Raw genomic sequence first — 20,413 nt, forward strand, 5'->3', positions numbered from 1 at the left:
CCTCAGGCCGAACCGACGCGGTACTCGCGCGGCGGCGCGGTCCCGTTGACCGCGAAGGCCCCGACGATGCGGTCGCGGTAGATCCGCGGATTGTGCGAGGCGATGGTGCGCGCGTTGCGCCAGTAGCGGTCAAGGCCGAGACCCTCCTTCACCGCCGATGCGCCCAGCGCGTCGAACAGGCCGGTGGTCGCCTCCAGCACGAGGTTCGTCACCACCGTGACCGCCTGGTTGACCTCGACATCCGCGAGCGCCGCCGGGCCCGTCGCATCGGCCCCGGCGCGGCGGGCCTCGAACACCCGCTGCAGCGCCTCGGCCGCCTTCAGCACGATGGCGCCGGCCGCGTAGGCGTTGCCCCGGACACGGCCGACCACGGCCTGGACCTGCGGGTCGTCCGCCGTGCGCCCGGCATTGCCGTGGCTGTAGACGCGCCGGCGCTCGGCCACCAGCCGGGCGACGTCCTCGGCCGCGGCCCGGCCGATGCCGGCCAGCGTCGCCAGATGCACGAGCTGGAAGAACGCCATGGCGTAGGGGAAGCGCGCCGGGTCCGGCTTGATCCAGTCGGGCTCGACCACGACCCCGGTGAAATGCGCGGTGCCGCTCGCCGTCAGCGCCTGCCCGAATCCGTCCCAGTCGTCGACGATCTCCACGCCCGGGGCCCGGGTCGAGACCGCCGCGACCACGGGGGCGCCGTCCTCGTCCTGGGCCGAGAGGTGGATCCAGTCGGCGAAGAGCGAGCCGGTGGTGTAGAACTTCCGGCCGTCGACGACCCGCTCGGCCCCGCGCCGGCGCAGGATGGTGTCGAACCGGCCGACCTTGGCCTCCCCGGTCTCGGAGACGCCGCTGCCGATGGTCTCGCCGGCGGCGATCCGCGCGGTCCAGCGCGCCTGCCATTCGGGCGAGCTCGAGCACAACACGTCCTCGGTGAAGCCGAAATGGGCGCGCAGCGCGTTGGTGACGTTCGAATCCCCCTGCGACAGCTCGATCAGCAGGTTGAACAGCTCGGGCAGGCTCGCCCCGTGCCCGCCCGCCGCCTCCGGCAGGCGGAGGGTGGTGAAGCCCGCCTCCTTGAGCCAGCCGATCTCGGCATGCGGCAGGCGACGCGCGCCGTCCCGCGCCACGGCGGTGGCGCGGATCTCGGCGAAGGCCGGTCGAAAGCGCGCGGCGAGGTCTTCGTAGCGGGCGCTCGGGCCGGCACCCCAGCCCGCATCCGTCTGCGACATGATCCTGCAATCCCGTCCTGGGCCGCGCTCGAACCGGCGGAACAGGCGCGACAGCAGCCGTTGGAATCCGGCATTATCGCTCGAAACTCAAGTCTTCATGCCAGAATGACCGCGATATCACGCGAGTTTGGGACGTCTATCTCTGAGATCATCTATGGATGAACGATCCTACTCCTGCGAAGGCCAGGAGAAAAAGAAGGTTCTTGTTGACCGGAAGACCCGGGCCAATACCCTGACCTTCGCCCCCTCCAGGACGGATCCTTCGATGACGACGCGCCGAGAACTGCGGCTGAACGCCTTCCAGATGGCCTCGCCGGGCCACACCTGGGCCGGCCTGTGGCGGCACCCGCGCGACACGGGCAGCGCCTACAACAGCCTCAACTACTGGGTGGACCTCGCGCGGACCGCCGAGCGCGGCCTCTTCGACGGAATCTTCCTCGCCGACGTGCTCGGGCAGTACGACGTCTACGGCGGCACCGCCGACGCGGCCCTGGCACGGGCCGCCCAGGCGCCGAACCTCGATCCGTTCCTGGTGGTGCCCGCCATGGCGCAGGCGACCCGCCATCTCGGCTTCGGCGTCACCGCCAACCTGACCTACGAGCACCCCTATCCCTTCGCCCGGCGGATCACGACCCTCGATCACCTCACCGGCGGCCGGGTCGGCTGGAACATCGTCACCGGCTACCTCGAGAGCGGCGCCCGCGGCATGGGCCAGGACACGGCCCGGGCGCACGACACCCGCTACGAGGCGGGGGACGACTTCCTGGAGGCCGCCTACAAGCTGTGGGAGGGCAGCTGGGAGGTGGGCGCCGTGCGGCGCGACCGGGCCGGCGGCGTCTTCACCGACCCGGCCCGGGTCCACCGCATCCGGCACGACGGGCCGTACTACCGCGTCGACGGCCGCCACCTCGCCGAGCCCTCGCCCCAGCGCACGCCGGTGCTCTATCAGGCGGGCACCTCCCGGCGGGGCAAGCGTTTCGCGGGGCGCCACGCCGAGGCCGTCTTCCTCAACGGCCAGACGAAGCCCCTGGCCGCCAAGGCCGTGCGCGACCTGCGCGAGGCGGCCCGCGCCGCCGGGCGCGACCCTTACGACATCCGCATGTTCCTCGGCGCCACGGTGATCGTGGCGCCGACCCGCGCCGAGGCCCTGTCCTTGCGCGACGAATATGCGCGCTACATCGACGTCGAGGGTCAGCTCGCCCTGGTCTCGGGCTGGACCGGCATCGACCTGTCGGCCCTGGGTCCCGACGAGGCCCTGGCCTACGTCAAGACCAACGCCATGCAGTCCCTGGTGGAGAACTTGACGCAAGGCGGCGAGCGGCCCTTCACCCGAGCCGACTTCGCGGAGTTCGGCCCGCGCGGCGCCCGCGCGCCCTTCATCGTCGGCGCGCCCTCCGAGGTCGCCGACGAACTCGTCGCCTGGGCCGAGGCCACCGACGCCGACGGCTTCAACCTGACCCGCGCGGTGGCGCCCGAAACCCTGGAAGCCTTCGTCGACCTCGTCGTCCCGGAACTCCAGACGCGCGGCGCCTTCAAGACCCGCTACGCGGAGGGCACGCTGCGCGAGAAGCTGTTCCCGGGCACCGGGCCGCTCCTCAAGGCGAGCCATCCCGGCGCGGGCTTCCGCCGAGGGAAGCCGGAGGCCTTGCTGGCCGCGTCATGAGAAGGGCGGAGGCGTCTCGCGTGCTGCGAGCCACCGCGCGGTGTCTCCGGAGCACGTCCCCTTCCCACTTCGCTACCCGAAAGCCGACAATCCGAAGACCCCCCGACTCAGCCGGAGGTCATCGCCGGCCAAGCGGCCGCGAAGCAGATGAAGTGGATGGCTCCCGCTCCAACTGACGGCATCTCGGTGCCAAGATGTGATTGCTGTCGAAGTCGCAGCGACGCAGATGTAGGAGCCATCCCCATGGAGATCACTACCGTCGGCATCGATCTGGCCAAAAGCATCTTCCAGGTTCATGCCGTTGGCGCAGCTGGGCACGTCGTCGTTCGCAGGGCGCTGAGGCGGCCGCAGGTCGTGCCGTTCTTCGCCAAGCTGCCGCGATGCCTCGTCGGCATGGAGGCGTGCGGAACGTCCCACCATTGGGCCCGGGAATTGATGAGGCTCGGCCATGACGTGCGGCTGATGCCGCCGGCTTACGTGAAGCCATACGTCAAGCGCGGTTAGACCGATGCGAACGATGCCGCCGCCATCTGCGAGGCGGTGACGCGCCCCAGCATGCGCTTCGTGCCGGTGAAGTCGACCGAGCAGCAGGCGGCGCTGGCGCTGCACCGGACGCGCGATCTGCTGGTCAAGCAACGCACGCAGTTGGTGAACATGATCCGCGGCCTGCTTGCCGAGTTCGGAATCGAGATGGCGCGTGGTCTACGCCATGCGCTCGCACTGGCAGCCCGGTTCTCGGCCGGAGACGCGGCCGAGGTACCGTCCCTGGCCCAGCGCGTGGTGACCGGACTGGCCGATCAGATCGGCGCCTTGCAGCTCCAACTCACCCGGCTGGAGAAGGAGTTGTTGGCCTGGCATCGGGACAGCGACCTGTCGCAGCGCCTGGCGACGATCCCCGGTGTCGGCATCGTCTCGGCAACGGCGCTGGCAGCCTCAGTGAGCGAGCCCGAGCGCTTCCGCTCCGGTCGGCAGTTCGCAGCCTCGTTGGGGCTGACACCGCTGCAGAACTGCAATGGCGGCAAGGAACGCCTGGGTCGGATCTCGCGCAGGGGCGACCGCTATCTGCGCCGCCTGCTCGTGGTCGGCATGACCTCTCTGGTCCGCCGCGCGAAGGCGACGCCGAAATCGGTCGACCCACGGTTGCCGGCGCTGCTCCAGCGCAAGCCGGTCCGCGTGGTGACCGTTGCGGCAGCCAACCGCACCGCACGGGTCGCCTGGGCGATCATGACCCGCGGCGGCACCTACCGCGCACCCGTGGCTACGGCCGCCTGACAGCACGACGCGGAGGTTTTTCCAGGTTGCGAGGACGATGCGAGTTGATGGCGAACCGGTCAGACCGGGAGCTGGGACACCCCGCTGAATGTCTAGGGCGTCAGAGCCCGCAAAGCAGAGTGGGACCCAGCTCGCGGATACCATCAGGGCAAGCGGTCACCCTGTACGACTGCATCAACAGGCCGGACACAAGACTGCACCCGACCAACGCGTCAGAACCTCAATTCACCACTTGCAATGCGGGAACCATCCACACAAGACGTTGTCGAGCAGATCGCTGCAATCGTTTGCGCCCGGAATATTTTGCTATTAAGAGCCGTATCATAGAAACGAAAATGTCACAATTTTACATTATGTAGACGCCTAATATGAAAATTAATCTATAGTATCGTCGTGCAGTCTTCATCAAATATAGAATTTGAAGCTGCAGATCGCCGGAAAAGTGCGAATGAGCGAGCAGCTAGTCTGATGAATGAATGCATGGCAGCCTCCGGCGCTCTTGCCCGGCTCTGCGCGACGCACGAGCCGGGCACCCGTCGAGTCTCAGCGGCCGTCCGGCCCTCCGCTCATGAGCCCAGCGGCGATGCTGCGCGGACCGAGCACTGCCTTCGCCGCGTCGCCGACAGCCTCTACCGCTTCATCCATGCCCTCGAAGCAGACGATCCGGCAGGGGCAGGCTTCCAGTCCGTCATAGCGCCAGGGGAAGGCGCCGATGATGGAGCGCTTATTCAGCATCAGTTCGATATCGCCGCCGACGTTCTCGGCGTGAATCAAACCCTCCTGGAAAGCGTAGGCGTGGAAGGGGAAGATTTCCTCGGTGACGGCGCGCCCCGACCGCTTGTGGGTGTAGCTGTAATCGCCGAAGAACTGGTCGCAGGTCATGCCGACCTTTTGCTCGAAGCGCTTGGCCAGGTCGGGACGCATGTGCCGGATCGACGTGTTCATGGCGTGGTCGCCCGAGCCGCAATCGATGCCGAACCACTTGATCTTCTTCTTCAACATCCATTCGAGCAGCTCGATCTTGCCGCCGGGGTGCATGCAGAAGTAGCGAACGAGATCCTGCTGCGGCTTGCCCTCCCAGTAGCGGTGCCAGCCGGTGTGAAGGATCAGGATGTCGCCCTCCTTCACCTCGACAGGAGCGCTCTCGATCATCTCGGGGGTGATGACGGCCCAGTCGTCCATGTGCTGGGACACATCGACCACGGCACCCGGCCCCACGAGGAAGTCGAGCGGATAGGAGGCCATGTCGCCCATGCCGTCGGTGCCGTGCATGGCGCCGTCGATGTGCGTGCCGACATGAAGGGCCGTGTCGATGCGCTGCGCGACGATCTGCTTGGTCTGCAAATTCTGCGCATAGTACATCTTGTTGCCGGCGTAACCGACCCATCCAGGCGTGTGAACATTCATAAGATGCGACAGGTCAACGAGCTTCATGGAAAATGACTCCTTCGGTACAACACTCGGGCAAAGCTTCGCTGGCGCGATCCCGGGGGGATCGACGCTCGGATCGGGCGAAGGGGATTAGGCTGAAAATTAAACCGAGCTGGATCAGGCGTTCCGGCCTGTCTCCTTCCCACGGAATAGGGAGCCGAGCCACGCCTTGAGGGCAGCCAGAAGCAGGGAGAGGCCGCTTACGGGCTTGGGGGCAGCCGGGATGGCTGTGGCGGACGATGCGGTTGCCATGGGCTCCGATGCACCCGACGCAGGCGATGCGGGGGCGGGCTGGGTCAGTTGCGCCTCCGCATTCTGGACGAAGCTCTGGATGAGGACGCCGGCCACTTCGTTAAAGAGACTGGTCCGCCCGAACTGCGCGATCGGCCCCGAAAGCTGGATATCGGCGTCGACGGTGACCTTCGTCGCGTCGCCGGCCGCCTCGCAGGTGCAGGTCATGGCCAGCTTGCCGCGGCTCGCACCCTTGCGGTCGACACCCTTGCCGTTGGCCGTGACGGAATGGGCGGCGGCGTCGTAGGCAACATCGGCCTCGCCCTCGAAGCTCGCCTGGAACGGCCCGACCTTGGTCGTGACCCGGCCCGCGTGCCGTCCTTCCTCCTTCGGCTCTATATATTCCGCTCCCGGCACACAGGAGGCCACACGGGGAATGTCGTGGAAGAAGTCCCACACGACCGGGAGCGGGCGTCCGACAGTGAATACCTGCGTGATCTTCACGACTCATCCCCATCCTATGACCCGATCGACCCGGAGGGCGCCCTCTGCGTCCCGGGATCCTGCGGGACGGTTCAGTAAAATTCCGAGCCGACGCGAAGTCCGTAGACATCGGTCCGCCGGTCGGCGCGCGGCCTGATCCGCTCCGACCGCTCCTGAGCGGAGCGAACCCGAGCCACGTCCACCTCGGCGACGATCAGCGATGGCCGATCCTCGTCGAGAGGTCCGGCCAAGATCGTCCCGAACGGATCGGCGATGAGGGACGATCCCAGGAACTGTGTCCCCGCCTCGCTGCCCGCCTGCGAGGCGCAGGCCACGAAGATCTGGTCGAGGTTGGCCTGGAGCACGGCGCCCTGAGCTTGGCCAATCATCGCACCGGGCGGACGCGGGATGCGATCGAACCCCCCGACCCACGCGGTCGGGACCGCCGCGATCTCGGCGCCCGCCAGGGCCAGACCGCGCAGCACCTCGACGAACCGGAGGTCGTAGCAGACACACAGCCCGATGCGGCCGACCTGCGTGTCCGCGACCGGCAACCCCTTGTCGCCGGGCGTGAAGACGTCCTTCTCGCGGTCGAACAGGTGGAGCTTGCGGTAATGGATCCGCAGTCCGTCGGGACCGACGAGGATCGCGCTGTTGAAGAGGCGGTCGCCGTCGCGTTCGCAGTAGCCGCCCGCGATGTGGATGCCGTGTCGTCGTGCGAGGCCCGACCACAATTCCAGTGTGCCGCCCTGGAGCGGCTCGGCCGCCCCGCAGAGTACGTCCGGGTCGACCGTATACCCAGAGACGATGAGTTCCGGCAGGACGACGAGCCCGGCACCGGCCGCGGCCGCATCCTCGATGGCCACGCGACTGGCGGCCCGATTGGCCTCGACGTGCCCGATACGGCCCGTGATCTGCGCAACGGCGACCTTCATGGCTCAGCCCGGCCCCCGCGCGTCCGGCGGTAGGGCCCCAACCTTCCGAAGGAGCGCTACGTCGGCCGGACTGGGGCCGCCGACGCTCACAATGCCGACCCCCTTGTCCGCCTTCACCGCGTGCTTCACACCCACGGGGACATGGACTGCGCATCCGGCATGGAAGGGAAGACTGATATCGTTCGTGTAGTCCTGGATCGTGCCTTCGCCTTCGAGGATGAAGATCGTATCCTCCGACTCGACGTGGACGTGCGGAACGTTCTCCTCGCCTGGTTCCAGCCGCACGTAGTTCATGTTCGCGACCCACGCCCCACTACCAGGCCAGACGATGAAGCGGGCATCCTTCGAGATGAGGGGAAGGCGCAGCGAAGGCGTGTCGCGGTGGAAGACTCGGATGGCCATGACCTACCTCGAAGCCCGAAGGGACGCGTAGAGTTCGGGATCCGCCGGGCACGGGCCGCCGAGGATACGCATCTCACTGGCATCGCCCGCTTCAAAACAGTAAGTATCCCCGCGGTCGATATGGACCATCGCGCCCTCGGTCAGCGCTGAGGTCGTGCCTGCCGCAACATCTGTGACGGCTCCGCTGCCTGCTATGATATAGTATACGCTGTCAGACTGGTGCTTAAGTCGAATAGTCTTACCGGAGGGATCGAGGGAAATCAGGTGGAAGGTCCTGTAGACCGCACCATTTCCCGGCCACATCACCACTCGCGCATTGCCGCCGCTCGCAACGATCGGTATCTCATGACAATCACTTGCGCTGTCTATGACGCGGATCGCTTCCGCCGGCGTCGACATCATGTCCGCTATTCCAATTTTTAATTTCACTCAATATGTTTTGCATATATATAAAAATCGTGCAAGCGAAAACGCCTGCTCGCGGTGGTTGATCCCAAGGGGCCAGACGAATGAGAACAGACACCTCGCAGTTGGAAAGCCCGCTGGACGAGCCTACCGTTACGACGGCGGCGGAGATCGCCGAAAGCACTGCGGCGACCCTCGCTACGATCGGCCTGCGGATCCGGGAGGCCCGGAACGCGCACAATATGACGTTGCAGTCGCTGGCCGCAGCGTCCGGCCTGAGTACGTCGATGCTGAGCCTCGTGGAGCGAGGCCGGGCCTCGCCGTCGATCGGTTCCCTGGTCGTCATCGCGAGCGCGCTCGGCATCACGATGTCGGATCTCGTCGCGAGCGAGCCGACGCCGGACGAGAAGCTCGTCGTGCGCGCGGGCGAGCCGCCCGCCATCGAGACGGCGCAGCATGTCATCCGCCGCCTGATGCGCGACGACCGCGCCCGTGGCGTCACCGTGGCCGTGAATGAGTACCAGCCGCGCACCGGCAGCAACGACCGCCCGGTCACGCATTCCGGTTTCGAATACGGCTACGTGCTGGAGGGGCGCCTTACGGTGGAGGTCGACGGTGCGGTCTACATCCTCACCCCGGGCGACCTGATCTCCTACCTGTCGCAACGGCCGCATCGCATCTGGAATCACGGAACGACGGTCGTGCGCACCCTGTGGTTCAACATCGACAAGCAGTAAGGGGCCGATCTGGGCCTGCGGCCCGCCATCGGCTCGGATGTCTTCCGGCGGTCTCATCGGCCGGCCGAAGCTCCCAAGGCGCCATGGAGAAGGCTCGGCGCGATCGGCAGGCGGGACACGAGGCCGGGGCGCCCGAGGGCATCGTCGACGGCCGAGGCGATGGCGGCGCCCGCGGCGGTGAGCCCTCCCTCGCCCGCCCCCTTCACGCCGAGGGGATTGAGAGGGCTCGGCGCATCCTCGCGCAGAAGCACTTCGACGGGCGGCGCCTCGCGGATCGTCGGCATCAGATAGTCCGCGAAGCTGGTCGCTAGGGGCTGGCCGTCCGCGTCGTAGACGAACTCCTCCAGGAGCGCGCCGCCGATGCCCTGCACGGCGGCGCCGACGATCTGTCCCTCGACGAGCATCGGGTTGATGGCCCGCCCGATGTCGTAGGCGACCAGATAGCGCTCGACCGTCACGCCGTAGGTCTCGCGGTCGATGCGGAGCTGGGCCACGTGCACCCCATAGGGGTAGTTCATATGGCTGGTCTCGAAGAGCCCTTCGCCTGTCAGCCGCTCGGCCGATTGGGCGGCGATGGCGCCGAGATTGACCGAAGCGCCGGTCTCGGGATGGATGAAGGCGCCGTCGCGGTAGGCGAGGAGCGCCGGGTCGGCCTGGAGAAGGCGCCCGGCAATGCCGCGGGCCTGGCCGAGCAGGTCCTCCGCGGCGAGCTTGACGGCCGAGCCGGTCATCACCGTCACCCGCGACGCGAAGGCGCCGAAGCCTATCGGGATCTCGCGGGTCTGGCCGTGGATCACCGTCATCCGGTCGATCGGCACCTCCAGCGTCTCGGCGCAGATTTGCGCCATCGCGGTCTCGACGCCCTGACCGATGGAACAGGCACCCGTCACGATCCGGACCGTGCCATCCGCCGCGATCCCGACCCGCGCGAGGTCGCGGGGCCCGAGGCCGCTCTTCTCCACAAAGAACGCAAGGCCGAGGCCGACCGCCTCGCCGTCGGCGCGCCGTGCCGCGACGGCCTCCTTCAGGGCCGGATAGCCAAGATGGTCGAGGGTGCGGTCCAGGAGGTCGTGATACTTGCCGGAATCGTAGACGACGTGCGTGCCGAGCGCATCGATCCCCCGGTCGAAGGGCATCGCCGCCTCGGGGATCAGGTTCGCCCGTCGCACGGCGACCGGATCGAGGCCGAGGCGGTGGGCAATGGCGTCGATCAAGCGCTCGCGGGCGAAGGTTGTCTCGTAGCGGCCGGGCGCCCGGTAGGTGCCGCTCGGCGTCTTGTTGGTGAGGCGGATATGCCCCTCTACCTGATAGGCCGGGACGATGTAGGGCCCCGGCAGGAGGGCGGCGGCGAGGTCCGAGACCGTCGCGCCGTGGGTGCGGATGTAGGCACCCTGATCGGTGAAGAAGCAGACGTCGAGGCCGAGGATGAAGCCCCGCGCGTCCACAGCCGCCCGCAACCTGTGGCGCTGGTCGCGGGAATGGTTGGCGGCCATCATGTGCTCGCGCCGGTCCTCGATCCAGCGGACGGGCCGCCGCAAGCGCAGCGCCGCCGCGCAGACAAGAACGTCCTCCGGGTAGATCTCGCCCCGGATACCGAAACCGCCGCCGACATGGCCCTCGCTGAGCTGGAGCTTGGCGGGATCCCGTCCGAGCATCCGCGCGATAGCGTCCCGGTTGTAATGTACGACTTTGGCGGCGCCGTGCAGGGTGAGCACGTCATCCTCGTCGAGGATCGCCACCGCCCCGCGGGTCTCAAGCGGGATGCCGGAATGACGGCCGATGGCGACATCAAGGTCGATTACCGCATGGGCCCGCGCGAAGGCGGCCTCGATGTCCCCGTACCCTTTGCGTAGAACCGCCGGCTCCGTGAGCAGCGCGGAGGCGCCCGGAGCGAATTCGCCCGGTTCCCCGAGGGCGTCGAGGCGGGGTGTAATGTCGTCGATCTCGCAGAAGACGAGGTCGGCCGCGTCCTCGGCTGCATAGGCGTCCTCAGCGAAGACCACCGCCACCGGCTCGCCGACGTAGCGTACGAAGTCGCGGGCGAGGACCGGCTGGCGGTAGGGTTCGAGGCCGTCGACCTTGGTCATGCGGAAGTCGATCGGCGGTAGGCCGGCCACGTCGGCGGCGGTCCAGACGGCGATCACGCCGGGGCAATCGAGGGCCGCGCTCGCATCGATGTCGAGGATGCGGCCGAAGGCGACGGGGGAGCGCACGACCCGCATCGTTACCTGACCCGGCAAGGCGATATCCGCGGCGAACCGACCCGCGCCGGTCAGCAGGGGGCGGTCTTCCAGGCGCTTGAGGGGGCGGCCGATGCTGTGCATGGTCAGCTGCCCGCCCGCATGTCCTTGAGGGCCAGGGACACCGCCTTGGCGATGTTCTGGTATCCGGTGCAGCGGCACAGGTTGGACGACAGGACGTCCATCATCTCCGTTTCGTTGATCGTCGGATCGGCTTCGAACGCCCCGGCGGCGAGCATCAGGAAGCCGGGCGTGCAGAAGCCGCACTGCAGGCCGTGCTGCTCCCAGAAATGCCGCTGGAGCGGATGGAGCGCCTCGCCCTCGGCCAGACCTTCCACCGTGCGGACGGCTAGGCCCTCCGCCTGGACCGCGAACATCAGGCAGGCGCGGACGGGCTTGCCGTCCACAATGACGGTGCAGGCGCCGCAGACCCCGTGCTCGCAGCCGAGATGCGTGCCCGTCAGCCCACAATCCTCGCGCAAGGCGTCAGCCAGGGATTTCCGGGCCTCGACCGTGACGGGATAGCTCCGCCCGTTCACGTCGAGGGTGATCGCGAGCCTGTCGGTCATGTCCGGCTATCCCTGGCGGAGCGGATGGCGGCGCGGATGCGCTCGGGTGTGGCGGGGATCTCGTTGATCTCGACGCCGAATGGGCTGAGCGCATCGACGATGGCGTTCACGATGGCCGCAGGCGCGCCGATCGTCCCGCCCTCGCCGACGCCCTTGGCGCCGGTCAGGGAAGCGTCAGAGATCGTCTCCATGTGGATGATCTCGATCTCCGGAATCTCGTGGATCGTCGGCGGCAGGTAGTCGGCGAGGGAGGTCGTCAGCAGGTTGCCATCGGGATCGTAGATCATCTCCTCGTAGAGGGCATTGGCGATGCCCTGCGCGACGCCCCCGTGGATCTGGCCGTCGACGATCATCGGGTTGATCAGCCGTCCGGCATCCTCGACCACGAGGAACCGCTCGATCCGCACGCCGCCGGTCTCGATATCCACCTCGACTTGGGCGACGTGGCAGGCATTCGAGAACGTGCCGAACGGGTCGTAGAAGGCGTTCTGGCGCAGGCCGCCCTCCAGATCCGAGAAGAGATGGCTGCGGTGGTACGCGGCGCGGGCGACCTCCCGGATCGGTGTCGCGCGGTTCGTGCCTCGGACCCGGGCGAAGCCGCCCTCAAGTTCGATCTCGGTGTCCGTCGCCTCCATCATGCGGGCGGCGACACTGCGCAGTTTGGCGGCGACCTTCGCGGAGGCGAGCCGCGAGGCGCCCCCGGCGATGACCATGGAGCGGCTGGCGAACGTGCCCCAACCATAGGGCGTGCGGTCGGTGTCGCCCGAGACGACCCGGACCTGACCGGGCTCGACGCCGAGTTCGTCGGCCACAAGTTGCGCCAGGGCGGTGCCGAGCCCCTGGCCGTGCGGTGAGGCGCCGATGCGCAACTCGACATGGCCGGACGGGTCGAGGGAGCATTCGACCTGTTCGTAGCCCGGCACGATCGCCATTCCGCGCGCCGCGTAAGCGGGGGTACCGTAGCCGGTGCGTTCGCTGAAGACTGAAAGGCCGAGGCCGAGATGGCGTCCCTGCGCGCGGGCCTCCACCTGGCGACGCCGGAACGCTGGGACGTTCACGGCCGCGACGGCGGCCTCCAACGCGGCGATGTAGGAGCCCTCGTCGTAGACGAGCCCAGTGGGCGAGCGGTGGGGGAACGTATCGATGAGATTACGGCGGCGGATCTCGACCGAGTCTAGGCCGAGACGCCGGGCGGCGCTCTCCATCAGCCGCTCCATGGTCAGGGTGAGCATGGGTCGGGCGACGCCCCGGTAGGGCGCCATGGTGCAGGTGTTGGTGGTGACGCCGCGCGAGCGGGCGCCGTATTCCGGCACCTTGTAGGGGCCCGGCAGCTCGGCGAAGGCCATCAGCGGCTCGACCCCGCAGGTGACGGGGTAGCAGGAGAAGGCGCCGACATTGCTGCGAAGGTTCGCCTCCAGGCCGAGGAGATGCCCCGCCGCGTCGAAGGCGCCCCGCACCGTGAAGGCCTGATCGCGGCTATGGGCCGAGGCGAGGAAGTTCTCCCGCCGATCCTCGATCCAGGCGACGTCGCGCTTCAGATGCCGGGCGAGCCAAACGAGGGCGACGTATTCCGGAAACAGGGACATCTTCTGCCCGAAGCCGCCCCCGACATCGGGCGCGATCACCCGCAGGTCCGCCTCGGGACAGTCGAGAAGGTCGGCGAGGCCGGTGCGCAGCATGTGCGGCATCTGGACGGAGGCGTGCAGCGTCGTGCGCCCGTCCCGTGCGTCGTACCGGGCGACGCCGCCGCGCGTCTCCATCGGCATGGCCGATTGCCGACGGGAGCGCAGATCGAGCTCGATCACGGCCGCCGCGGCGGCGAAGGCTGCATCGAGGCCCTGCGTCCGCATCCGCCCCTCGACCAGCACGTTGCCCGGTGCCTCGGGATGGGTCGCGGCCGCCTCCGGGAGCAGGGCGGCGTCGAGATCGATCACCGCATCCTCCGGCTCGATATCGAGGAACACCTGCTCGGCGAGGTCCTCGGCGGCGGCGGCATCGTCCGCGACGACGAACGCCACCGCCTGCCCGGAGAAGCAGACCCGATCCACCGGGAGGATCGGCTGGCCCACGGCGACGTAGTCCGGTCGCTCCAGGACCGGTCGGATCTCGCCGACACCGGCGAGATCCGCCGCCGTGTAGACGCGCGCGCCGTCCGGCGCCTCGATGCCGAGGATGCGCCCGCGGCCCACCGGGCTGCGGACGAAGCGGACATGCGCCGCGCCCTGGGCAAGGTCCGCCACGTAACGCCCCCGCCCGCGCAGGAGCGTCGGGTCTTCGAGGCGGGGGAGCGAGCGGCCGATCCAGCTCACGCGGCCGCCTCCGCGAGGGCGCATGCAACCATGACGGCGATCAGGTCGCGGCGATAGTCCGACGAGGCATGGATATCGGCCCCGGGCTCCACGGCGCGGCTCGCCTCGGCCCCGGCCGCCCGGAATGTTGATTCTGTCGCCTCCCGTCCGACGAGCGACGCCTCGATGCCGGAGAGGCGGATCGCCCGGTCGGCGACGCCGCCGATCCCGAGCTTCGCAGCGCGGATGACACCCCCTTCGATTTTCAGGGTCGCCAACGCCATCGCCAGGGCGAAGTCCCCGGCCCGCCGGGAAAATTCGGAGAATCCGCCCCGCCACCCCGCATCGAGAAGGGGCAACCGGACCTCGGTGATCAGCTCGTTGGGTTCGAGGGCCGTCGTGAATGTGCCCTTGAAGAAGGTGGCCGCCGGGATGCTCCGCGCGCCGCGCAGGCTACTCACGGCGATCTCCGCATCGAGTACCGTGGCAGTCAGGCACCATTCGGATGCCGGGTCGGCATGAGCGAGGCTTCCGGCGAAGGTCCCGCGCTGCCGGATCGGATAATGCGCTACATGGTTGACGATCCGACTCAGCAGGCTCCCCAGGGGCCCATCGACCACCGGCCGGTGGAAGGCCGCGTGGCGGGTGAGCCCACCAATGCACAGATGCCCTTTCTCGACCCGCAAGTAGCTGAGTTCGGCAAGACGGTTCACGTCGATCAGCACGCCTGGGCGTGCGAGGCGAAAATTCATCGCCGCCACGAGGCTCTGCCCCCCGGCGAGGATCTTTCCATCGACCCCATGCGCATCGAGCAGGGCCAGCGCAGCGGCCACGTTGGTCGGGCGGTGATAGTCGAATGCTGCCGGCTTCATTTTGATACCGTTAAAACTTAAAGGAGGGTTATGCGCGTTCCCTGCACGTGTCTAGTGGCATACCCGCCACCTATTGTTTCGCCGTCCAAAAGAAAAATTCCTACCTGCACAATCTATCATCACGGCTTGGTCGCAGCAGACTTTCACCAAGTCGTGAGGGCGTGACGGGGGGCGATTCAGCGCATCAAAGAGGGATGGCGCCCATTTTTGAGACGACTGAGCGCTCTTTTGCTTCGAAACTGTCTTTTTGCCGAAATGCTCAATCTGCATTCCGAGGAGGCGAATTGCCTATGTTGAGGGCATATCTGTCGTACTATTGTGCATAGAAACTCTTTGAAAATTTCGAGGCTTGTTTTAACATGATGAAAATCAGCGAGCGAGGGTTTTTTGATGCGGGCTCAAATTTTAACGGCGACGATCCTGTCCCTGTCTGCCTCCCTCACCCTGGCCCGCGCGGATGAGCCCTTGAAGGCCGGCTTCATCTATGTCGGCCCGCGGGCGGACGCGGGTTGGACCTCGCGGCACGATGAGGCCCGCCGCTGCCTCGAAGCCGCCGGCATCCGGACGACCTTCGTGGAATCCGTGCCTGAGGGGCCCGACGCGGCGCGGATTGAACAGGATCTGCTCGGCCAAGGCTACAAGACGATCTTTGCTACGGCCTTCGGCTATCAACCCTTCACCCAGAAGGTCGCCAAACAGAATCCCGATGCGCATTTCTTCGGCATCGCCCCGACCATCGCGCCGGCTGCCAACATCGAGAACGTCTACGGGAAGCTCTGGGACGGCCGCTACCTCAACGGCATCGTCGCCGGCCGGATGACCAAGACGAACAAGATCGGCTTCGTCGCCGCGCAACCGATCCCACCGGTGATCGCCGGAATCAACGCATTCATGCTCGGCGTGCGTTCGGTCAATCCGAAGGCCACTGTGAGCGTGGTGTGGACCCTCTCGTGGTTCGATCCCCCGGCCGAGAAGCAGGCTGCCGTGGCCCTCGTCGAGGGCGGCAACGACGTGATCGCCCAGCATCAAGACACGGCCTCCGCCTTGCAGGGTGCGATCGAGAAGGGGGCCTTCGCCATCGGCTCAGAATCCGACATGTCCGGCATCGGAGGTGACAAGGTGCTGACGGGAACGGTCTGGAACTGGTGCGAGCTCGACAAGCGGCTCATCAAGTCCGTACAGGACAAGACCTTCAAGCCCGGCGACTATTACGGCGGGCTCGATGACGGCGTCGTCGGTCTCGCGAAGATGTCGCCGCTGGTGCCGGCGGAGACGGTCAAGCTGGTCGAGGAGAAGCGTGCGGCGATCGCTGGAGGCACCTTCGACTACTGGAAGGGGCCGCTCAAGGACAACAAGGGCAACGTCGTCGTGCCGGAAGGCAAGACCCTCGGCCTCTCCGACATCCAGAAGATGCGCTGGCTTGTCGAGGGCGTCTCGGGCTCGGTCCCGCAGAAATGAACGCTCGCTTCCCCGTCCTGCTGCAGGTGAACGCGATCACGGCGCCGCTTTGCCGGCTTCATGGCGTGACCAAGAGCTTCGGGAAGCTCGTCGCCAACGACGACGTGTCGTTCTCTGTCATGCCGGGCGAAGTGGTGGCTCTGCTCGGCGAGAACGGGGCGGGTAAGTCGACGGCCATGAACGTTCTTTGCGGCCTCTACCTCCCGGATGCCGGGACGGTGGAGGTCGACGAGCAACCGGTGGCTCTCGGATCACCCGCAGCCTCCGTCGCCCGGGGGATCGGGATGGTGCATCAGCAGTTCAAGCTGGTTCCGTCGCTCACCGCTTACGAGAACGTCTCCCTCGCGGTGGACCGGGGCCGCTTCTGGCAACGCCGGCGCCCCTCGGAGGAGATCGGGCGCCTCATGGCCGAGGTCGGCTTCGAGCTCGACATGGGTAAGCCCGTCTGGCGGATGAGCCTCGCCGAGCGGCAGCAACTGGAAATCCTGCGCGTCCTTGCACAGGGCGGGCGGGTCCTGATCCTCGACGAGCCGACATCGGTGCTCTCTCCGCTGGAATCAGAACGCCTGTTCACGCTGGTTCGCCGCATCGTCGCCGGTAACCGCTCCGTGATCCTGATCTCCCACAAGCTGTCCGAGATCCGCCAAGTGGCAAGCCGCCTGGTGGTGATGCGCGGCGGCCGCGTCGTGTTCGAGGGCTCCGCCGCCGGCCGAAGCTCCGAGGAGATCGCGGGGCTGATCGTGGGGACGCGCAGCGTCTCCCTCGCCCCGCGACCCGGTTCGGCGAAGGGGCCGGAACGGCTTTCGGTGGAGAGCCTGCGCGTACCCGGTCACTCCGGGTCGGACAGCGTCCGGGACGTCAGCTTCAGGATCCGGGGCGGCGAACTTGTCGCCGTCGTCGGCGTCGCGGGCAATGGACAGGCAGAGCTTCTCGATGCGATCGGCGGGCAGAAATCCCCGTCCGGCGGCCGCATCGCGACGGCCAGCGGCCGGAAGGGCCGTTGCTTCGCCTTCATCCCCGCCCAGCATCTCGGCGTGGCCCTGGCACCCGGCCTCAGCATCGAGGACAACGCGCTCCTCGGCCTCCACCGCCGCAAGCCCTTCTCCGCGTGGCTCGCTCGACGGGATGTCCGCCGTCACTGCCGCACCGTCCAGGACACGTTCGGCGTCGCCGCCGAGCCGGATTCAGCGATCCGTCGCCTCTCGGGCGGCAATCTCCAGCGCATCGTCCTCGGCCGCGAACTGGTCGGCGATCCGGATCTGATCGTGGCGAGCTATCCCACCCGCGGCCTCGACATCGCCGCTGCAGCCCAGATCCGCAATGCCCTCATCGCTCGGGCGGCGGCCGGGGCCGCGGTGCTGATGGCGAGCGAGGAGCTCGAAGAATGCCTGGCGATCGCCACGCGCATCCTAGTGATGAGCGGGGGACGGATCGTCCTCGACCGGGAAACCGCGCAGACGAGCCTCGAAGAAATCGGGCGCTTCATGACGGCGGCGGAGGCGTCGTGATGCGTGTGCGCCTCGAACCACGGCTGACGGATCCGAGCCTGCCCGCCTATGCCCTGCGCGTGGCCGTGGGGATCGGCCTCGCCCTCGGGCTCTCGGCCGTTCTCCTCGTCCTGTCCGATCACCCGCCGGCCTCCGTGCTCGATGCCCTGGTCCGGGGTGCTTTCGGCTCCTGGCCGGCCGTGCAATCCACCTTGAGCAAAGCCGTGCCCATCGGCCTCTGCGCGGTCGGGATCGCCCTCGCGTCGCGGGCGAGCCTGACGAATATCGGCGCCGAAGGACAATTCTTCTTCGGGGCCTTCGCGGCAACCGGCATCGGCCTTTACCTCCCCGAGGAGACGTCCCACCCCGTCGCCGTGGCGCTCGTGCTCGGGGCCGGCGTGCTCGGCGGCGCGGCCTGGGCAGCGGTGGCGGCAATCCCGCGGGCGCTGCTCGGCATGAGCGAGATCCTGACGACGCTGATGCTGAACTACATCTGCCTGCTGTGGATCAACTTCCTCGTGCGCGGGCCGTGGGCCGACCCGCTGACGTTCTCCTTTCCTTATTCGCCGCCGATCCTGGATGCCGGGCAGCTCGGGCCCGTCTACGGCGCGATCCAAGGGGGCTTTCCCCTTCTCCTGGCGGCCGTCGCCCTGCTCGCCGTGGTCGACTCCGGCACCCGCTGGGGCTACGAGTTGCGCGTCGCGGGCGATGCGCCCGAGGCGGCCCGCTACGGCGGCATCAACGCGGCGTGGATCGTCATCTCGGGGCTGTGCGCGTCCGGGGCGCTCGCCGGTCTCGCGGGGGCGATCGAGATCTCGGCGACCACCGGCCGGCTCCAGACCGGTCTGTCTCCGGGCTACGGCTTCATGGGCGTGCTGGTCGCGTGGCTCGCAGGCGGGCGGCCCCTGGCGATCCTCCTCGTTTCGATCCTCTATGCCGGCCTCCTGAACGGCGGCTTCAGCCTGCAGATAGCCCACATTCCCGGCGCGATCAGCACCATCCTCCAAGCGACGATACTCGTCTGCATCCTGGCATCCGGCTCGCTGGCCCGCTACCGCATCCGCCTCGTGAGGAGTGCCGCAGCATGACCCTAGGCGATCCCACGTTACTCCTGCTCGGGGCGGCCCTCGTCTCGGCCACGCCCATCCTCTACGCAGCGCTCGGGGAGCTTCTGATCGAGCGGGCCGGCGTCCTGAACCTCGGGATCGAGGGGACGATGCTGGTGGGCGGCGTGACCGCCTTCATGGTGGCCCACGGGACCGGCTCCGGCCTCGCCGGGATGGTCTGCGCCGTCCTGGCGGCCAGCGCCTTCGGCGGCCTGTTCGCCGTCCTCGTGGTCGGCCTGCGGCTCAATCAGGTGGTCACGGGGCTGGCCATGACGATCCTCGGGTCGGGCCTCTCCGCCTTCCTGGGACAATCCTATGTCGGGCTGACCCTCGGCGCGGCCGGGGCCGCCTCGGCGGCGGCCAGCGGCTTCTACGTCGCCGCTGCGCTGGCCTGCGCAGGGCTCGCCGCCCTGTTCCTGCGCCACACCCGCCCCGGGCTGCTCCTGCGGACCCTCGGCGAGAACCCAGCGGCGCTCGATGCCCTCGGCCTGCCGGTCGTTCTACTGCGCGGCCTCTACGTGATCCTGGGCTCGGGCCTGATTGGGCTCGGCGGGGCGTTCATCTCCGTGGTGCTGACGCCTTCTTGGATCGAGAACATGACGGCGGGCCGGGGTTGGATCGCCCTCGCCCTCGTGATCTTCGCCCGCTGGCGCCCGCTCTGGATCGTGGTGGGGGCCGTCCTGTTCGGCCTGATCGACGCCTATCGCTTCCGTGCGCAGGTCGGAGGGGCGAGTTGGATCGACCCGCACTTCCTCAACATGCTGCCCTACGTCGCGACCCTCGTCGTCCTCGGTCTTCAGAGCCGCCGGTCGGCTCAAGGAGCCGGGACACCCACCCTCCTCGGCGTCGCCTACGACCGCGAGCGCAGATAAGGAGCCAGCGCCATGAAGAGCTACATCGACGGTGCGTTGCGGGACCTTGGTCCGGAATTCAGCGAGTTCTTCGACCGGAGCTGCACGGCCATCGTCTCCATCGACCTTCACCGCGGGCATCTCGAGGACGATCCTCTCTGCCCTTGTCCGGCGCCGCGGGCCAGGGACGTCGTCGCCCCGGTCGATGCCTTCCATGCAGGCGCCCGCGATCTCGGCGTCCCGGTGATCCATGTACGCAGCACCCTCCGGGCCGACGGCGTCGACGACGTCGGCGGCCGCAAGTCGGCATGGCGTCTCGTCTTCCCCCTCCATGTCGGGGCCATAGGCAATGCGGACGCCCACGCCATCGAAGGCACACGCTGGACCGAATTCGTCACGCAGATCGATGAGCGCGACCTCGTCGTGTCCGGCAAGAAGCGCCTGTCCGCCTTCTACCCGACCGACCTCGACTTCCTCCTGCGCAACATGGGCGTGGGCACCCTCGTCCTAGACGGGTGCCTAGCCGATTGCTGCGTGCTTAACACCGCCTTCGAGGCCTCGAACCTCGGCTATCGGGTGGTGGTCCCGCGCGACCTCGTGGCCGGCACCAATCCGCATCTCGAAGATGCCGCGATGCGGATCATCGCCATGCATGTCGGCCTCGTCACGGACGGAGCCGTCCTGCTGGACGCTTGGCGATGATAAGCCGACCCAACGGCCGCCAGATCGTCTGACACTCGCAATGGGGTTCACCATGACCGAT

17 protein-coding genes and 1 pseudogene are annotated in these 20,413 nt (G+C 67.7%); 8 read left to right on the forward strand and 10 right to left on the reverse strand.

What is annotated here, in order from left to right:
* Positions 1–2 precede the first annotated feature (2 nt).
* A complete protein-coding gene (locus AC3WLN_RS06065) occupies positions 3–1,220 on the reverse strand; it encodes an acyl-CoA dehydrogenase family protein (RefSeq protein ID WP_492480160.1) in 1,218 nt (405 codons plus the stop codon).
* A gap of 265 nt (positions 1,221–1,485) precedes the next feature.
* Here AC3WLN_RS06065 and AC3WLN_RS06070 point away from each other — a divergent pair, with 265 nt between their 5' ends.
* Both AC3WLN_RS06070 and AC3WLN_RS06075 read left to right on the forward strand, forming a co-directional pair.
* On the forward strand, positions 1,486–2,883 hold the full coding sequence (locus tag AC3WLN_RS06070) for an LLM class flavin-dependent oxidoreductase (RefSeq protein ID WP_492480161.1): 1,398 nt from the start codon (positions 1,486–1,488) through the stop codon (positions 2,881–2,883).
* A gap of 243 nt (positions 2,884–3,126) precedes the next feature.
* A pseudogene (locus AC3WLN_RS06075) lies at positions 3,127–4,155 on the forward strand (IS110 family RNA-guided transposase).
* A gap of 543 nt (positions 4,156–4,698) precedes the next feature.
* On the opposite strand, the gene AC3WLN_RS06080 reads toward AC3WLN_RS06075, so the two are convergent.
* The 5 genes from AC3WLN_RS06080 to AC3WLN_RS06100 form a co-directional block, all read right to left on the reverse strand.
* Positions 4,699–5,589, reverse strand: a complete 891-nt coding sequence (locus AC3WLN_RS06080) for a cyclase family protein (RefSeq protein ID WP_492480162.1) — start codon at positions 5,587–5,589, stop codon at positions 4,699–4,701.
* A 114-nt stretch (positions 5,590–5,703) separates the two neighbouring features.
* Positions 5,704–6,321: an SRPBCC family protein gene (locus AC3WLN_RS06085; protein WP_492480163.1), complete on the reverse strand. Its 618-nt coding sequence runs from the start codon at positions 6,319–6,321 to the stop codon at positions 5,704–5,706.
* Between the two features lie 71 nt (positions 6,322–6,392).
* Positions 6,393–7,235 carry a nitrilase-related carbon-nitrogen hydrolase gene (locus tag AC3WLN_RS06090; protein WP_492480164.1) on the reverse strand — a complete coding sequence of 281 codons (843 nt, stop codon included), beginning with the start codon at positions 7,233–7,235 and terminating at the stop codon, positions 6,393–6,395.
* A gap of 3 nt (positions 7,236–7,238) precedes the next feature.
* A complete protein-coding gene (locus AC3WLN_RS06095; RefSeq protein ID WP_492480165.1) occupies positions 7,239–7,637 on the reverse strand; it encodes a cupin domain-containing protein in 399 nt (132 codons plus the stop codon).
* A gap of 3 nt (positions 7,638–7,640) precedes the next feature.
* Positions 7,641–8,039 carry a cupin domain-containing protein gene (locus AC3WLN_RS06100; protein WP_492480166.1) on the reverse strand — a complete coding sequence of 133 codons (399 nt, stop codon included), beginning with the start codon at positions 8,037–8,039 and terminating at the stop codon, positions 7,641–7,643.
* A 107-nt stretch (positions 8,040–8,146) separates the two neighbouring features.
* Here AC3WLN_RS06100 and AC3WLN_RS06105 point away from each other — a divergent pair, with 107 nt between their 5' ends.
* Positions 8,147–8,779, forward strand: a complete 633-nt coding sequence (locus tag AC3WLN_RS06105) for a cupin domain-containing protein (RefSeq protein ID WP_492480167.1) — start codon at positions 8,147–8,149, stop codon at positions 8,777–8,779.
* Between the two features lie 53 nt (positions 8,780–8,832).
* Here the strand turns inward: AC3WLN_RS06105 and AC3WLN_RS06110 are convergent, their stop codons facing one another.
* The 4 genes from AC3WLN_RS06110 to AC3WLN_RS06125 are packed head-to-tail and all read right to left on the reverse strand — an operon-like array spanning position 8,833 to position 14,748.
* Positions 8,833–11,103, reverse strand: coding sequence for a xanthine dehydrogenase family protein molybdopterin-binding subunit (locus AC3WLN_RS06110; RefSeq protein WP_492480168.1), 2,271 nt, complete (start codon positions 11,101–11,103; stop codon positions 8,833–8,835).
* Positions 11,104–11,105: 2 nt separating this feature from the next.
* Complete coding sequence (locus tag AC3WLN_RS06115; protein ID WP_492480169.1) at positions 11,106–11,588, reverse strand: (2Fe-2S)-binding protein; 483 nt, start codon at positions 11,586–11,588, stop codon at positions 11,106–11,108.
* Positions 11,585–13,897 (reverse strand): xanthine dehydrogenase family protein molybdopterin-binding subunit, encoded by a 2,313-nt coding sequence (locus AC3WLN_RS06120; RefSeq protein WP_492480170.1) that lies wholly within the window; start codon positions 13,895–13,897, stop codon positions 11,585–11,587. Before AC3WLN_RS06120 ends, AC3WLN_RS06115 begins: the two co-directional genes overlap by 4 nt.
* Entirely contained in the window at positions 13,894–14,748 is an 855-nt protein-coding gene (locus tag AC3WLN_RS06125; RefSeq protein WP_492480171.1) for an FAD binding domain-containing protein, read from the reverse strand. The genes AC3WLN_RS06120 and AC3WLN_RS06125 overlap by 4 nt, the downstream gene beginning before the upstream one ends.
* A gap of 390 nt (positions 14,749–15,138) precedes the next feature.
* On the opposite strand from AC3WLN_RS06125, the gene AC3WLN_RS06130 reads away from it, so the two are divergent.
* From AC3WLN_RS06130 to AC3WLN_RS06150, 5 genes are read left to right on the forward strand one after another with little or no spacing between them, the layout of a single operon-like run.
* Positions 15,139–16,206: a BMP family ABC transporter substrate-binding protein gene (locus AC3WLN_RS06130; protein ID WP_492480172.1), complete on the forward strand. Its 1,068-nt coding sequence runs from the start codon at positions 15,139–15,141 to the stop codon at positions 16,204–16,206.
* On the forward strand, positions 16,203–17,714 hold the full coding sequence (locus AC3WLN_RS06135) for an ABC transporter ATP-binding protein (protein ID WP_492480173.1): 1,512 nt from the start codon (positions 16,203–16,205) through the stop codon (positions 17,712–17,714). Before AC3WLN_RS06130 ends, AC3WLN_RS06135 begins: the two co-directional genes overlap by 4 nt.
* A complete protein-coding gene (locus AC3WLN_RS06140) occupies positions 17,714–18,781 on the forward strand; it encodes an ABC transporter permease (RefSeq protein ID WP_492480174.1) in 1,068 nt (355 codons plus the stop codon). Before AC3WLN_RS06135 ends, AC3WLN_RS06140 begins: the two co-directional genes overlap by 1 nt.
* Positions 18,778–19,671 (forward strand): ABC transporter permease, encoded by an 894-nt coding sequence (locus tag AC3WLN_RS06145; RefSeq protein ID WP_492480175.1) that lies wholly within the window; start codon positions 18,778–18,780, stop codon positions 19,669–19,671. The genes AC3WLN_RS06140 and AC3WLN_RS06145 overlap by 4 nt, the downstream gene beginning before the upstream one ends.
* 12 nt (positions 19,672–19,683) lie before the next feature.
* Positions 19,684–20,352 (forward strand): cysteine hydrolase family protein, encoded by a 669-nt coding sequence (locus tag AC3WLN_RS06150; RefSeq protein WP_492480176.1) that lies wholly within the window; start codon positions 19,684–19,686, stop codon positions 20,350–20,352.
* The last annotated feature ends 61 nt before the right edge of the window (positions 20,353–20,413 follow it).

The sequence above is a fragment of the Methylobacterium sp. FW306-05-D genome, assembly GCF_058782155.1.